The 15,594-nt window shown below is 32.3% G+C and carries 15 protein-coding genes; 13 read left to right on the top strand and 2 right to left on the bottom strand.

Annotated features, from left to right (window positions below; genetic code table 11):
* Nucleotides 1-191: 191 nt before the first annotated feature.
* From LNQ81_RS01810 to recN, 11 genes are all read left to right on the top strand, one after another.
* Nucleotides 192-836 carry a hypothetical protein gene (locus LNQ81_RS01810; RefSeq protein ID WP_229944472.1) on the top strand — a complete coding sequence of 215 codons (645 nt, stop codon included), beginning with the start codon at nucleotides 192-194 and terminating at the stop codon, nucleotides 834-836.
* Nucleotides 837-897: 61 nt separating this feature from the next.
* Nucleotides 898-1,371: a DUF6495 family protein gene (locus LNQ81_RS01805; RefSeq protein WP_229944471.1), complete on the top strand. Its 474-nt coding sequence runs from the start codon at nucleotides 898-900 to the stop codon at nucleotides 1,369-1,371.
* A gap of 11 nt (nucleotides 1,372-1,382) precedes the next feature.
* Complete coding sequence (gene ligA, locus LNQ81_RS01800; RefSeq protein ID WP_229944470.1) at nucleotides 1,383-3,380, top strand: NAD-dependent DNA ligase LigA; 1,998 nt, start codon at nucleotides 1,383-1,385, stop codon at nucleotides 3,378-3,380.
* A gap of 66 nt (nucleotides 3,381-3,446) precedes the next feature.
* Nucleotides 3,447-3,956 carry a DUF6913 domain-containing protein gene (locus tag LNQ81_RS01795; RefSeq protein WP_229944469.1) on the top strand — a complete coding sequence of 170 codons (510 nt, stop codon included), beginning with the start codon at nucleotides 3,447-3,449 and terminating at the stop codon, nucleotides 3,954-3,956.
* A gap of 15 nt (nucleotides 3,957-3,971) precedes the next feature.
* Complete coding sequence (gene dapA / locus LNQ81_RS01790) at nucleotides 3,972-4,853, top strand: 4-hydroxy-tetrahydrodipicolinate synthase (protein WP_229944468.1); 882 nt, start codon at nucleotides 3,972-3,974, stop codon at nucleotides 4,851-4,853.
* Between the two features lie 12 nt (nucleotides 4,854-4,865).
* Nucleotides 4,866-5,381 carry a ferritin gene (locus LNQ81_RS01785; RefSeq protein ID WP_229944467.1) on the top strand — a complete coding sequence of 172 codons (516 nt, stop codon included), beginning with the start codon at nucleotides 4,866-4,868 and terminating at the stop codon, nucleotides 5,379-5,381.
* Between the two features lie 162 nt (nucleotides 5,382-5,543).
* The gene (locus LNQ81_RS01780) at nucleotides 5,544-6,350 is read left to right on the top strand and encodes an outer membrane protein assembly factor BamD (RefSeq protein WP_229944466.1); all 807 of its coding nucleotides are present in this window, start codon (nucleotides 5,544-5,546) and stop codon (nucleotides 6,348-6,350) included.
* A 14-nt stretch (nucleotides 6,351-6,364) separates the two neighbouring features.
* A complete protein-coding gene (locus LNQ81_RS01775) occupies nucleotides 6,365-6,682 on the top strand; it encodes a DNA-directed RNA polymerase subunit omega (protein WP_229944465.1) in 318 nt (105 codons plus the stop codon).
* 12 nt (nucleotides 6,683-6,694) lie between these two features.
* Complete coding sequence (gene coaBC / locus LNQ81_RS01770) at nucleotides 6,695-7,903, top strand: bifunctional phosphopantothenoylcysteine decarboxylase/phosphopantothenate--cysteine ligase CoaBC (protein WP_229944464.1); 1,209 nt, start codon at nucleotides 6,695-6,697, stop codon at nucleotides 7,901-7,903.
* Entirely contained in the window at nucleotides 7,896-8,780 is an 885-nt protein-coding gene (gene porD, locus LNQ81_RS01765; protein ID WP_229944463.1) for a type IX secretion system protein PorD, read from the top strand. Before coaBC ends, porD begins: the two co-directional genes overlap by 8 nt.
* A 16-nt stretch (nucleotides 8,781-8,796) precedes the next feature.
* Complete coding sequence (recN, locus tag LNQ81_RS01760) at nucleotides 8,797-10,452, top strand: DNA repair protein RecN (protein WP_229944462.1); 1,656 nt, start codon at nucleotides 8,797-8,799, stop codon at nucleotides 10,450-10,452.
* A gap of 36 nt (nucleotides 10,453-10,488) precedes the next feature.
* Here recN and LNQ81_RS01755 read toward each other — a convergent pair whose 3' ends face one another.
* Both LNQ81_RS01755 and LNQ81_RS01750 read right to left on the bottom strand, forming a co-directional pair.
* The gene (locus LNQ81_RS01755) at nucleotides 10,489-11,334 is read right to left on the bottom strand and encodes a DUF4249 domain-containing protein (RefSeq protein WP_229944461.1); all 846 of its coding nucleotides are present in this window, start codon (nucleotides 11,332-11,334) and stop codon (nucleotides 10,489-10,491) included.
* Between the two features lie 4 nt (nucleotides 11,335-11,338).
* Complete coding sequence (locus LNQ81_RS01750) at nucleotides 11,339-13,753, bottom strand: TonB-dependent receptor (RefSeq protein ID WP_229944460.1); 2,415 nt, start codon at nucleotides 13,751-13,753, stop codon at nucleotides 11,339-11,341.
* Between the two features lie 156 nt (nucleotides 13,754-13,909).
* Here LNQ81_RS01750 and LNQ81_RS01745 point away from each other — a divergent pair, with 156 nt between their 5' ends.
* Together LNQ81_RS01745 and LNQ81_RS01740 are read left to right on the top strand one after the other, a co-directional pair.
* Nucleotides 13,910-14,911, top strand: coding sequence for a sensor histidine kinase (locus tag LNQ81_RS01745; protein WP_229944459.1), 1,002 nt, complete (start codon nucleotides 13,910-13,912; stop codon nucleotides 14,909-14,911).
* A complete protein-coding gene (locus LNQ81_RS01740; protein ID WP_229944457.1) occupies nucleotides 14,887-15,585 on the top strand; it encodes a LytR/AlgR family response regulator transcription factor in 699 nt (232 codons plus the stop codon). The genes LNQ81_RS01745 and LNQ81_RS01740 overlap by 25 nt, the downstream gene beginning before the upstream one ends.
* Nucleotides 15,586-15,594 lie beyond the last annotated feature (9 nt).

The raw sequence follows: 15,594 nt of genomic DNA, 5'->3' as shown, positions 1-15,594 counted from the left end.
CCTCCTGTTTTAGGGGGTCTTTTTTTTGCTATATATTTTCGCGAAATAAACGAATTAGGTTTTTTTCTTTTTTTGTATATTGGAAGGGTATAATAATCGACTTTGTGGTCATGTTTAGGAGGGGGATCTTGAAGATTATGTATATTTATAGAATTGTAATTTTAAGTTGATATTTAAAGAAAATATTAGATATGAATAGAATAGTAAAGTTTTTAGGTGTAGTGATTTTAGGATTGTCTTTATTTAGTTGTAAGGATGAGAAAGATATAAAAGATACCGAAGGGGTGGGGATTGAGACTGTTTCGCCTGAAAAAGAAGTGCCTGTAGAATCGATAGATGGAGGAGATTTAAAAACAACTGAAGGAATAGCTCCTTGGGAGAACTTATATGAGCAAGAGCCTACTATCTTAAAGAATACAACTAAGATTCTTAAAGTAGATAATAAGAAGGCACTTGAATTAATGAGTGAAGTGAATAAGATTGAAATTAGTAAAGATGGATTAGAGACTGTTATTGCAGCATTGAAGACTACATCAGCTAAGGATTATTTAGGAGAAGAGTTTAGCAACGCAGTAAAAGAGAATGGTGGTATAGGTGTTGGATTGCGGGTAGATGTATCTCCTAATGCAGATATAGATGGTTCTGGGAAAAGAGGAAATTTTTATCAGTTTACTGTATATGAGAACTATGAGGATAGAATAGTTACTGTAGGAACATTTGTATTTGATATAAGAACACTTTCTTTTTATGAAATGGATGTTGTAGAGGCAGATTATGTTCCTCTTAAATACGCAACAGCTAAGAAAAAAGAATTAGCAGCAATCATCAAGAATTAATTTTATCAGATTATATGAATTGGAATGAAGGTGTTATCTTTGTTTCAAATGGAATTTTATTATGAAATATACTAGGCTTACTAAAGAGCAGTTAGAGGAATTACATCCTGAGTTTATTAATTTTTTGGTCTCACAGCAGATAGATAAAAATGAATGGGATAAGATAAAGGAAGAAAAGCCTGAAGTAGCTGACCAAGAATTAGATATATTCTCTGACTTGATTTGGGAGGGTGTTTTGAATACAGCAAAGTATTTAGAGCATTATTCTAAGAATTATATCTTTTTATTCGGGTTTGATGATAAAGAGATAAAGACTATCGTTATTAAAGCTAAGCAATCGGATATAGATTTTTTAACAAAGGAAGGTTTGCAATGGTTGTCTGATGCGATTTTTACAGAAGATGTAGAAGTTAGACATGGAGGTAAAGGGTTTGGTGATGATCGAAATAGTGAAATTTTTGGTTTAATACAACAAGGAGCTATCTTAAGCGAGGGGCATTTATATGGACAATTTAAAGAAATGCTTAAGTTATAAATATTAGTTAGATGGATATTAAAGCACAATTAGAGTTACTCCGCAAAGAGTTAAATGACCATAATTATAATTATTATGTGTTAGACAATCCTACTATTTCAGATTTTGATTTTGATCAAAAATTAAAAGTATTAGAGCAACTAGAGTTAGCTCATACAGAATATTATGATATAAACTCACCTACTCAAAGGGTAGGAGGTACAGTGACCAAGAATTTTAATACTGTTGTACATCGTCATCGTATGTATTCTTTAGATAATTCGTATTCTAAAGAAGATTTACTTGACTGGGAGCAACGAGTACAAAAGGTTTTAGGAGATGTTCCTGTAGAGTTTACTTGTGAATTAAAATATGATGGAGCGTCTATTAGTATAACGTATGAGAACGGAGAAATCGCAAGAGCAGTAACACGAGGAGATGGAGTACAGGGAGATGATGTGACAAATAATATCCGCACGATTAAGTCTGTGCCTATTCGATTAAAAGGAGATTATCCAGCTAGTTTTGATATTCGTGGAGAGATTGTATTGCCACTAGCTGGTTTTGAAAAGATGAATCAAGAGTTAATTGAAATAGGAGAAACACCTTATTCTAATCCTAGAAATACCGCATCGGGAAGTTTAAAACTTCAAGATAGTGCAGAGGTAGCCAAGAGACCACTTGATTGTTTGTTATATTATGTGGTAGGAAGTGATTTAGGGATGATGACTCAATATGAGAGTCTTGGTAGAGCCAGAGAATGGGGGTTTAAAGTACCTACTATTTCGAAGTTAGCAAAAAATATAGATGAAGTATTTGAGTTTATCTCTTACTGGGACGTGCATAGACATGAGTTACCTTATGAGACAGATGGTGTGGTTATAAAAGTAAATTCATTACACTATCAGGATGAACTTGGGTATACATCTAAAGCACCTAGATGGGCAATAGCCTATAAGTTTAAAGCAGAGCAAGCAGAAACAGTATTAAATTCTATTTCTTACCAAGTAGGACGTACTGGAGCTATAACGCCTGTGGCAAATCTGGAACCTGTGCAATTAGCAGGTACAATAGTGAAAAGAGCATCACTGCACAATGCAGATCAGATAGCAAAGCTTGATATTCGAGTGAATGACTCTGTGTATGTAGAGAAAGGTGGAGAGATTATTCCAAAGATTGTTGGAGTTAATTTCGACGCACGACCTGCTGATTCAGAGCGTACGATTTACATTAAAGAATGCCCTGAGTGTGGTACTAAATTAAAGCGAAGTGAAGGGGAAGCTCAACATTATTGTTCTAATGTGTATGGTTGTCCGCCTCAGATAGCTGGTAGAATACAGCATTATATTTCTCGTAAGGCGATGGATATAGATGGGCTTGGTGAAGAAACGGTAGTTCTATTATACAAAAATGGGTTGGTAGAAAACTATGCAGATCTGTATGAATTGAGAAAAGAACAAGTTCTAGGGTTAGAACGAATGGGAGAGAAGTCTGCTGACAATCTAATCAAGGGTATAGAAGCATCTAAACAGATTCCATTTGAGCGCGTTCTTTATGCTTTAGGTATTCGTTATGTAGGTGAAACTGTTGCAAAGAAGTTAGCTAATCACTATAAGACTATTGATGCTTTAGCAGTAGCTCCTTTGATGGAATTGATTATGGTGGATGAGATAGGAGAGCGTATTGCACAGAGTGTGATAGATTTCTTTAGTAGTGATGTGAATAAAGCAATTATAGCTAGGCTAAAAGACTATGGTGTGCAGTTCGTTTTGGAAGAAAAAGAATCGACAGTCATATCAGATACATTGTTAGGAAAAACTTTAGTTGTTTCGGGAGTATTTGAAAAGATGTCTCGTGATGAAATAAAGCAAGTTATAGAAGATCATGGTGGGAAAGTAGGAAGTTCTATAACGTCTAAGACAGATTATGTCGTAGCAGGTGATAAAATGGGACCTTCTAAATTAGAAAAAGCAAACAAATTAGGAGTTACTATCTTAACCGAGAATGAGTTTTTAGATCTGATACAATAATTCAATGTTAAAAGTAGTATTGCCTATTTAGCTATTTGTTTATCTTTACAAAAAAGAGTAACTTATATGTGGTTTAATACTTTAAAGAAAAGATCACTCAGTAAAGTAGTAGAAAAGTCAACATTAAAAGCATTACCTGCGGATTTTAAATATGAGTTTAAAGAAGTAGGAATCTTAGTTAATAAATCAGATGCTCGTATTATTCCTGACTTAATCAAAGCATTTGAGAGAAAAGGGATAAGTGGTGTTAAGATAAAAGTTTTAATTTACACTTCTGAGAATAAGAAAATATTGGAAGAAGGGTGTTTTGGAATGAAAGATTTTACTATTTCTGGTAGTACTGAGAATATTGAGATACTTGATTTTATTGAAAAGCAATTTGACATATTAGTTAGTTATTATACTAATAAAGCTGTACCATTAATGTGGATGACAGCAAAGTCGAATGCTTTATTTAAGGTAGGTGTTTCGAGTGAGAATACAATGCTAAATCATTTTAGTTTAGTATTAGAAAGTCTAGAGGTAGACAGTTTTATTGAGAATTTATATAAATATATAAACGTTTTTAAACATTAATAATTTAAAATAACTATGCAATCACTTATTGGTACGGGAGTGGCATTAGTAACGCCATTTAGAAACGATTTTTCTGTAGATGTAGAAGCATTACAGGATTTGGTAGAATACACAACAGCAAGAGGGGTAGAATATCTAGTAGTATTAGGAACTACAGGAGAATCAGCTACGCTTAGCAACGAAGAGAAACAATTAGTCAAACGTACCGTTATAAAGGCTAATAAGCAAAGATTGCCATTAGTATTAGGAGTAGGAGGAAATAATACACAAGCTGTATTAGAAGAGTTAAATGAAGAGAATTTAGAAGGATTTGATGCAATATTATCGGTATCACCTTATTATAATAAACCAACGCAGGAAGGTATTTATCAGCATTTTAAGCAAATAGCACTTAAGAGTCTGTTGCCTATTATTTTATATAATGTTCCAGGTAGAACAGGGAGTAATATGGCTGTTAGTACAGTAGTACGTTTAGCAAATGAGTTTAGCAATATAATTGGTATAAAGGAAGCTGCTGGAAGCATGGTACAAGGAATGGAACTTATCCGTCAAAGTACGCGTAAAGAGTTCTTAGTTATTTCGGGGGATGATGCTATAGCATTGCCTTTAGTGTTAGCAGGTGGAGCGGGAGTTATTTCTGTTATTGGACAAGGAGTGCCACAGAAATTTACGGATATGATTCGCTTTGGTTTAAAAGGAAATGTAAAGGAAGCTTTTGAACTACAATATCAATTAATGCCTATTATAGATATGATATTTGAGCAAGGTAATCCTGCTGGAATAAAAGAGATATTAAAAGTGGAAGGTGTAATGGGAAACACATTGCGTTTACCTCTAGTTCCAGTTGATGCTGAATTAGCATCGCGAATAGACAAAGAATACAAATCGCTTAATTAAAAAAAGAGAGTTATGTTATCAGTAAAATTAGAAAAAGCGCTTAACGAGCAGATAAAAATAGAAGGTGATTCGTCACAAATTTATTTAGAAATGGCTTCTTGGGCAGAAATACAAGGATTTGAAGGTATATCAACATTTATGTTTGCGCAATCTGATGAAGAGCGTCAACACATGTTAAAACTAGTAAAGTATGTTAACCAAAGAGGAGGTCAAGCAGTTATTCCTGCAGTGACTAAACCAGAGTTAGATCATACTTCGTTTAAAGCATTGTTTAAACAGTTATTTGATCATGAGGTTTTTGTGTCTCAAAGCATCAATGAATTGGTACATGTAGCTTTAGAAGAAAGAGATTATGCAACACATAATTTCTTACAATGGTATGTAGCAGAACAGATCGAAGAGGAAGCTACAGCACGTACAATCTTAGATAAAATAAACCTTATCGGAGATGATAAAGGAGGGTTATATTTATTTGATAATGATATCAAAAACTTTAACCAACAAGGGAATACTAATCCTACAATTTAATCGTTTAAGATATAATGATTTATAAGAAAAGATGTCATTTTAGACATCTTTTCTTTTTAATATAAAAAGCTTTTTGTATAATGCAATTATTAATTTAAATTTGCATTTGCTTTTACAGGACTATCTTGGAAATGCTTTTGTCAAAAACAACGAAAAACATTTATGAAAAAATATATTGGTTTATCTATTCTTATGCTTTCTATAGCTAGCTGTGGGCCTATGCAAAAGGCTTTGAAGTCAGAAGATTACGAATTTAAAAAAGAAATTGCAAATCAGTTTTATGAGAAGAAAAAATATAGAAATGCTATTCGTTTATATGAGCAATTAGAGACTGTTTATAGAGCGAATCCGAAAGCAGAAGATATGTTTTTTAACTTTGCAATGGCTTCTTTTATGACAAAAGACTACGAAGTGGCTGCACCTCGTTTTAAAAACTTTGCAGCAACTTATCCAAGAAGTGAGAAAAGAGAAGAAGCCTTATTAATGGAAATTAAGTCAGGTTTATCTCTTTCTCCTGTATATTCTTTGGATCAAAGAATAACTTATGAAGTAATAGATAAGTTACAAAGGTTTATCGATCAATATCCTGCATCAAATTATGTTTTTGAAGCTAATTCGATTATGACGGATTTGAATAAGAAGATTGAGAAGAAGACTTTTGAAAATGCGAAGCAACTTAATACGATAGGAGAGTATACTAGAAATTATGGAGCCGCAATTATAGCACTTGATAATTTTATTTATGATTATCCAGGTACAGAATATAAAGAAGATGCCTTGTTTTATAAACTAGATTCTGCTTATAAATTAGCAATGAATAGTGTGAGTTATAAAATGGAAGATCGACTTAAATCAGCTAAAACAATGTACGATGTATTAGTACGATTTAATGCTGAAACAAAATACAAAAGTCAAGCAGATTATATGCTTGCGAACATAGATGTAGAATTAGCAAAATTTTCAAAATAACTTAAGCGAAAGAGATGGATTTAAAGAAGACAAATGCTCCAGTAAACACGATTACTTATAATAAAAGTAAGATTGAAGAGCCTACAGGAAATATTTATGAGGCGATTACTATAATTGCTAAGAGAGCAAACCAAATCAACACTGACATCAAAAATGAATTGGTTGATAAGTTAGAGGAGTTCGCTACTTACAATGATAGTTTAGACGAGGTATTTGAAAATAAAGAACAGATTGAAGTTTCTAAATTTTATGAAAAATTGCCTAAAGCACAAGCATTAGCTGTTGAAGAATGGTTAGAAGGTAAAGTTTCGTTCAAAGAAGTAGAAAAATAAAAACACTTAGTGATGTCAAATTTAGGCGGTAAAAGAATAATACTGGGCGTAACTGGTGGAATTGCCGCGTATAAAACGGCGCACTTAGTACGTTTACTTATAAAAGCAGGTGCAGAGGTTCAAGTAATCATGACACCTGCTTCTCATCAATTTGTAACTCCTTATACTTTAGCTACTTTATCAAAGAAGCCAGCTTATACTAATTTCTTCAATGCTGGTGATGAAGGAGGAACATGGAATAATCATGTAGAGTTAGCATTATGGGCGGATTTAATGATCGTTGCCCCTGCGACAGCTAATACTTTAGCTAAGATGTCTAACGGTTATTGTGATAACTTATTAATGGCTATATATTTATCTGCAAAATGTCCTGTAATGGTTGCTCCTGCAATGGATTTGGATATGTATATGCATCCAACTACAAATAAAAATTTAGAATTATTAGCAAGTTTTGGGAATATAATTATTCCAGCTGAGGATGGTGAATTAGCCAGCGGACTGATCGGAAAAGGTAGAATGGCGGAACCAGAAACTATCGTGAAGGCTGTACGAGATACGTTTAAAACAAATCAACTCCTGAGTGGGAAGAAGGTACTAGTGACTGCTGGACCAACTTATGAACCAATTGATCCTGTTCGTTTTATTGGGAATCATTCTTCAGGTAAGATGGGATACGATATTGCATTAGAAGCTGCTAAAAAAGGTGCTCAAGTAATACTTATATCGGGGCCTAGTAACCAAAAGATATTACATGAGAATGTGCAGGTAATTAAAGTTATGTCAGCTCTAGAAATGTATAATGAATGTCATAAATATTTTTCGGAGGTTGACGTAGTTGTAGCTGCTGCAGCTGTAGCAGATTATCGACCAAAAGAGGTTGCCACAGAGAAAATAAAAAAAGATAGTGAAGAGTTTATTATAGAAATGGAAAAGAACCCTGATATATTAGCTTCACTTGGTGGTATAAAAGACAAACAATATTTAGTGGGTTTTGCTTTAGAGACTCAAAATGAAATAGAACATGCAAAGGCTAAAATCAAGAAAAAGAATCTAGACTTTATCGTTTTAAATTCTTTAAAAGATGATGGAGCTGGCTTTGGAAAACCAACTAATAAAGTTACCTTTATAGATAAAGACTTTAACATTGAACCCAAGGAATTAAAGTTAAAAGAAGAAGTCGCAGTAGATATTATATATAAGATAATTAAACATTATGAATAAACTTATTTGGCTTTTCGGTTCGTTTTTTATAATTCTAAGTGGTTATGCTCAAGAGTTAAATGCAACAGTAACTGTTAATCATAGTCAAGTAGGTAATACACATCAAGCATATTTTAAATCTTTAGAGAAGTCTCTAAAAGATTTTATAAATAATACTAGTTGGACTTCAAAGAAATTTGGTTCAGTGGAGAGGATAGATTGTATGTTTTTTCTAAATGTAACAACTTATGGGAATAATACTGTATCTGGAACTCTCCAAGTAAAATCTTCTAGACCTGTGTACAATTCAAGTTATTCTACTCAAGTACTTTTATTTAATGATAAAGACATTACTTTTAATTATGTAGAGTTTGAATCTTTATACTACAATCCAACTTCTTACGATTCTAACTTAACTTCGTTAATAGGTTTCTATGCAAATTTAATTGTAGGTCTAGATGCAGAGACTTTTAATTTAGGCGGAGGAAATAGTTATTTACAGTCTGCTAATACTATTGCTAGTATGGCTCAACAATCTAATTATAGAGGGTGGAAACAAGGTGATGGAAATAATACTCGCGCAGCATTTATTAGTGATCTTACTTCTGGAATAGGATCTTCTTATAAAGAAGCCTTATATAAATATCATCGTTTAGGACTTGATAGAATGAGTAGTAATGTTAGTGAGGGGAGAGAAGGTGTTTTTCAAGCTTTGAATTCTTTAGATAATTTAAATGCTTCTAGGCCAAACTCTTTTTTGAGTCGTGTTTTTTTTGATTCAAAGACTGATGAGTTAGTTGGGATGTATAGTGGAGTTACAGATAAGAATAAAAAAAGAGTTGTAGAACTATTAAATAAATTAGCTCCTTTGAATGGTTTAAAATGGAATAGTTTGTAGTTATATATTAGATAGTATGCTTATATCATTAACAATAAAGAATTTTGCATTAATTGATACCTTAGAGATTGATTTTTCTAACGGTTTTTCTATTATTACTGGTGAAACAGGAGCAGGTAAATCCATAGTATTGGGAGCACTTGGGCTGTTGCAAGGTAAACGTGCTGATTTATCATCTTTAAAAGATAAAGAAGCGAAATGCGTTATAGAAGGAGCATTTAGTATAGCAAAGTATAGACTAAATGATGTATTCACTGATTTAGAATTAGAATACGAGGATACGACTATCATTAGAAGAGAGATCTTGCCATCCGGAAAGTCTCGCGCTTTTGTAAACGATAGTCCTGTTAATCTGAATGATTTACAGAGATTAACTGAGCACTTGATAGATATTCATTCTCAACATCAAACTATGGAGTTGTCTGATGAAAATTATCAAATGCAGATTGTTGATGCTGTAGCAGGTAATAGCAAAGTATTAGTCAAATATAAAGAACAGTTAATTCTATATAAGAAAGCTCAACATCAATTAAGAGATTTAATTCAACAGCAAGCTGACTTGTTAAAAGAACAAGATTATAATGCTTTTCTTTTAGAAGAATTGGTACAAGCTAAGTTGGATGGATTAGATCAGGTGGAATTAGAACAGGAGTATGATAAGCTTAATAATGTTGAATTTGTAAGAGAGTGTTTTGGACAATCAATAGGAGCTTTGACAGATGATCAAGTTGGAATTGGTAATCAACTGAAAGAAGTAAAACAGTTACTCCAAAAAACGAGTTCTATCTCTAAAGAATACGAAGAATTATATAATCGACTAGTTAGTGTTGAGATTGAGTTGAAGGATCTGTCTAATGAAATAGAAAGTCAATTAGATAGTGTGTCAGCTGATCCAGAACAATTAAATTTGATCAATGAACGACTCCAATTGTTATATAATCTACAGAGAAAACATCAAGTAGGCACTGTAGAGGAGTTAATTGTTCTAAGAGATAACTTAGAAGAACGTGTTGATTTAGCTAGTGGAATTGATGATAAAATTACTTCCTTAGAAAAGGAGATTGCCTCCTTAGAAGTAGTTTTAAATACTTATGGCGATGAGCTAACAAGTACAAGGTTGAAAGCTGTTCCTGTATTGATAAAACAATTATTAGAAATATTAGCATTAGTAGGTATTCCAAATGCAAATTTTAAATTTGATTTTACAATGTCAAAAGCTTTCTTAGCAAATGGAAAAGACGAACTTCAATTGTTGTTTTCAGCTAATAAAGGAATGGATTTCGGAATACTTAAAAAAGTGGCTTCAGGTGGAGAGTTGTCACGTATTATGCTTGCTATTAAAGCAATCTTAGCACGTTATTCAAACCTTCCTACTATTATATTTGATGAGATTGATACAGGTGTGTCAGGTGAAGTAGCTGATAAAATGGGAGTAATAATGAATGATATGAGTAACCATATGCAAGTATTTGCTATAACTCATTTACCTCAGATAGCAGCGAAAGGTAAACAGCATTATAAGGTGTTTAAAACTTCAAATAATGAAACTACTACATCTCAATTAGTTTTATTAAGTTATGACGAAAGAGTACGCGAGATAGCGCAAATGTTATCAGGAAAAGATATTAGTGATTCGGCGTTAGTTCACGCAAAAGAATTACTATCAAAATAACAAAAGCCATCTCTTAGAGATGGCTTTTGTTATATATTACGGTTTAGATTGTTCGTAAATTTTATGTGTTATAGTTTGTTTTTCTGTCACCCTAAAGTAACCTAAAGCTTCTTTTTCAGGTGTTGTAAGATTCTTTACATTTCCTTTAATTTTCGAAACAGGTGTTTCAAAAGGGCCTCCACCATTATTTATAGCACCAATAATTAGATTCATATAATCATAATAGTTTCTAGATATTTGATGTAGATCTATTTTTATTATATCGCCTGGTTTATAATCTTCATCTGTAGAGATATCCTCTATTAACTGTCCTTTTGAATGTTCATTTGAACGAATGCTTAGAAGTGGTCTATCGTCTTTGTATAGTAAATTAGTATAATAGTAATTTAATTCATTTTCTTGTCTTACTACATCTTGATAATAGATTCTGATTGTATAATAATCTTCACCAATGAATTTTTCTCTTCGTTGTTCTATTTTTTCTATTTTAGGTGTTTCAACTAGTTTTTCTGTAGCTTCATATATATCGTTATCATATTCTATATGTAACTTATATTCATTTTTTATTAGGTTCTTTTTGATTTTAGTTGATACATATTCACCTGTGTTATTTCGTTCTTTAAAGGGATGTCTATTGCCTTCTCCATCTTCTATCCATACTAAAGCATTATTAACTTTAGGAGTAATCGGATTATAAAAGTCAGTTGTTAAGGATAGTTTGATGATTAATGTATCATTTGGGCTCGCTGATGTAAAGTCTAGATTACCTTCTACTACTAATCTAGGCGGAGCAGTAGGTAAATCTATATGTACTACTTCTTCGCATGATAATAGAGTTATTGCTAAAGAAAGAAATGTTATATATTTTATTATTTTTTTCATTGGATTAAAATTTGAAATTGTAAGTAACACTTGGTACTAAACCAAAAATAGACATTTTGACAGCCTCATTCTGACCTCTATAATCTTCATTTTCTCTAAATGAAATAGAAGCAGCATTGGCTCTGCCGTATAAGTTATAGATACCAAAGACCCATTCACTTTGCCATCTTTTATGAGCATTGCCTTTAGGACTATAAGTTGCAGATACATCTAAATGGTGATATGAAGGTAAACTATAGGCATTTCTCTTCCCGAAATTAGGTACACTTTGACCTAAGTAATCGTATCTGCCTTCTGGATATGAGGTTGGTCTCCCAGATTGTAAAGTAAAACTAGCGCTAAGGCTCCATTTAGGATTCAATTCATACATAGCTGTTACAGAGAAGTCATGTGTTTTATCATAAGCTGTTCTGTACCATTCACCATTGTTTATACCTGGTTCTTCAGCTGTTCTTCCAGGTGTACGTTGTTCTGATTTCGATAAGGTATAAGACATCCATCCTGTTAGTCTACCTAAGTTTTTACGAAGTAATAATTCTAGACCATAAGCTCTAGATTCTCCTACTAATATAACGCGTTCTATTGCTTCATTTCCTATTAATTGAGCTCCGTCAATGTAGTCTATTCTATTCTTTCCTTTTTTATAAAACACCTCAGTCTCTAAGCTATATTTACCTTCTTTAAAATTATGGAAGTAACCTAGTGCAACTTGGTCGATAATCTCAGGCTTGATATACTTACTACTAGGCGTCCAAATATCTAATGGAGTAGGAGCAGCTGTATTTGACATTAGATGAATGTACTGTGCCATCCTGTTATAACTCGCTTTGATGGATTGGTCATCATTTAAGATATAAGCAAGTCCTAAGCGTGGTTCAAAGTTATTATAGTTCTGTATACTCTTTCCTTTACTATATGATTCTTTACCTATAGCATCTGCCATTTTATATAGTCCTAGATTACTATCATATCTGACAGGTTGGCTGTCTTGATATAGATTGATATCTTCTTTACCTAAATTAGAGAAAGTAGAGAATCGTACGCCATAATTTAGACTGAAATGTTGACCTATGCTTTGCTCTGCTTCTAAGTATGCACCACCTTCAAAAGCGTATTTAGAATCTAGTTTTCTGTAGTTTATTGATGAATCAATACGAGTAGGTTTTATAGTTCCTGGTGAGAAGTCATAGAACAGTGTACTTACTCCATATTTTAATTGAAGAGTGGTATTAATATCTTGAGTAAAGTCATATTTTAATTGATAGTTTTTAATACTAGAATCCCATTTAAACTTTAGTAAATCCATATCGAATCCATACATATAATCACTATAAGTAAGCGTTAACTTACTACTTAGGTCATCTTTGAACAAATGATGCCATTGAGTATTTAATACTGTATTTCCAAAGTTGTTTTTAAATAGATTAGCAAAGTTAAATACATCTCTACCAAAATACCCAGAGAATGTTATTTTGTTTTTGTCATCTAGTAGGAAGTTTAGTTTAGTATTTAAATCATAGAAATAGGCAGAACTGTTGTTATCTGTTAGTTTTAGGAATAAGTGGGCGTATGAAGCTCTTCCTGCCACTAGGAAAGATGATTTTCCTTTTTGAATAGGTCCTTCTGCCATTAATCTACTTGATATAATTCCTATACCTCCCGTACCGTGATATTCATTGGTATTACCATTCTTTTGAAAGACTTCTAATACTGAAGAAGCTCTTCCACCAAAGCGCGCTGGAATACCACCTTTATATAGTTTAAGATCATTAATAGCATCTGAATTGAATATAGAAAAGAAACCAAATAAATGAGATGAACTAAAGACGTTAGCATCGTCTAATAATATTAGATTTTGACCTGCACTACCACCTCGTACGTTAAATCCTGATGCTCCTTCACCTGCATTCGTTACCCCTGGTAAAGAAAGGATTGATTTAAGCACATCTGTTTCTCCAAGTACAGCGGGCATTTTCTTTACATCTTCTATAGATAGCTTATTTACACTCATCTCAGGTGTTCGGATATTAGTTTTTTTAACGTTTTGAACGATAACTAATTCTTCTAATTGAGAGGAATCTTCTTTTAACGTAATAGTAATTGTTTGATCGTTGGCTAAATCAATCTTCTTGCTATATGAGCTATAACCTAAATAGGAGATTGAAATAGTATATGTACCAGTAGGAAGATTAAAAGAAAACTCACCATTTTCATCTGTTATATCTACTTTATTTAGTTCTAAGATAGCCACGGTAGCTCCTATTAGGGATGTTTTTTTATCGACTACCTTTCCTTTTAAGACGGGGGCTTTTTGTTCGTTGATTATATTAGCATTAACTTGTTGCAAGTGCAATGGGATAGTGAACATATATAATATTAGCCCTAATATCAGTCGAGTGGACTTTGTGTAATTATTCATCAGTTTTTATGTATTATGTTTCAATGCAAAAGTAGGTAAGTGCATGATGTTATTTAGTAGATAAAACGTACATATATTATCAATTATTTTAAAGCCATTAAAATAATTGATATTTTATAAGTTTAGTTGTGCTAAAGGATTTTTTACATTTGTTATATGAAGTCATTATGGAGGTTTTATTCTAATATCTGGGTTAGGAATGTTTTAGTTATCATTCTGCTGTTTTGTGTTTTTACTTTTGCTAGTTCTGTAGATAAAAGTGATCGTTCACTAACTGATATTTGGGAAGAATTATTACCTTCTTTTTTTATTGTGTACGGATGTGTTCTGTTCAGTAATATCATTTTAATCAAGAACTATCTTATTACGAAGCGCTATAATATTTTCTTGCCGCTGATGCTTAGTTATTGGACTGCGGTGATTATTGGTACTGGATTTTTGAACATGTATACAGGTGATTTTGACTCTTGGTTAATTGAGATTGTCAATGTTATATTTCTTGCTTTTTTAGGAACTGGTACTTATTTTATTCACTTATGGGTATTAAATGACATTACTGTGAGAGAAAAGAGATTAGTAAGTACTGTAGCTGAGTTAGATTTTTTAAAAATGCAGTTGAACCCTCACTTTTTACTTAATGCAATGAATAATTTATATGGAGAAGCTCTAACCAACCCCAGTGAGACTCCTGAACGAATATTACAGCTCTCTTTACTCTTAAGGTACCAACTTGAAGCTACAAAAAAAGAATGGGTAGCATTAGATCAGGAGATTGAATTTTTAAATGAATATTTTAATTATTATAAATTTAGAACAAATGATTTAATTGTGGATATTAAATATGAAGGTAAAGTAAATAGTATTAAGGTTCCTCCTTTATTATATTTTAGTTTAGTAGAAAATGCCATCAAATTTGCTCTTCAATCTGACTCTCCATGTATAAAACTGAGGGGGAAAGTTCATAATAATCATTTATATTTTGAGCTAGAAAATAACTGTTTGCCAGATGAGATGGTACAAAAGGGAACCGGATTAGGATTAATAAACTTAGAAAGAAGATTAGAAGTGTCTCAACTTAAATATAAGTTTAAGAAGAGCAAATCGAAATATCATTATAAAACTACCTTAGAATTATGGGATTTACCTACAAATGTTTAGTTATCGATGATGAGAAGCCTGCACATCAGGTGTTGTTAAGTCATATTAAACAGTGTGAAGATTTAGAATGTATAGGACATGCTTATAGTGGAAAAGAAGCATTAACTTTTTTACAAACCAATGAAGTTGATATTCTTTTTTTGGATATTAATATGCCTTTGGTATCAGGGTTAGAATTGTTAGAAATGTTGCCTATAAAGCCAACGACAATTGTTACAACAGCTTACTCTGAATTTGCATTAGAATCATATCAAAATGATGCAATCGATTATCTTTTAAAACCAATATCTTTTAGTAAATTTTTAAAGGCTGTAGAGAAAGCTAAAATATTCTGCAAAGAAAGAAAGGATAGTATCAAAAAGAATCTACCTCATAGTATTTTAGTTAAAGAAGATGGGTTTGATTACTTTATCGATATGAATGACATTATTTATATAGAGAGTGCAGGTAATTACATAAAGATATTTACAAAGAGTAGACGTAAAAGCTATTTTATATATGGCTCTTTAGTTGGATTCAAAACAGAACTTATAGGGGGAGAGTTTGTGCAGATACATCGTTCTTTTGTTATTAATAAGCAGCATATTAAAGAGCGTTTTGTAAGTAAATTAGTTCTTGTAAATGACGATGAAGTACCTATAGGTCGTAAGTATCAGATTCTATTAGATCAGTAATAAAAAAAG

Origin of the sequence: Myroides oncorhynchi, from assembly GCF_020905415.1 — a bacterium.
GTDB lineage: Bacteria > Bacteroidota > Bacteroidia > Flavobacteriales > Flavobacteriaceae > Flavobacterium > Flavobacterium oncorhynchi_A.
Note: the sequence above shows the minus strand (reverse complement) of the source record. Positions and strands in the feature narration are given on the sequence as shown.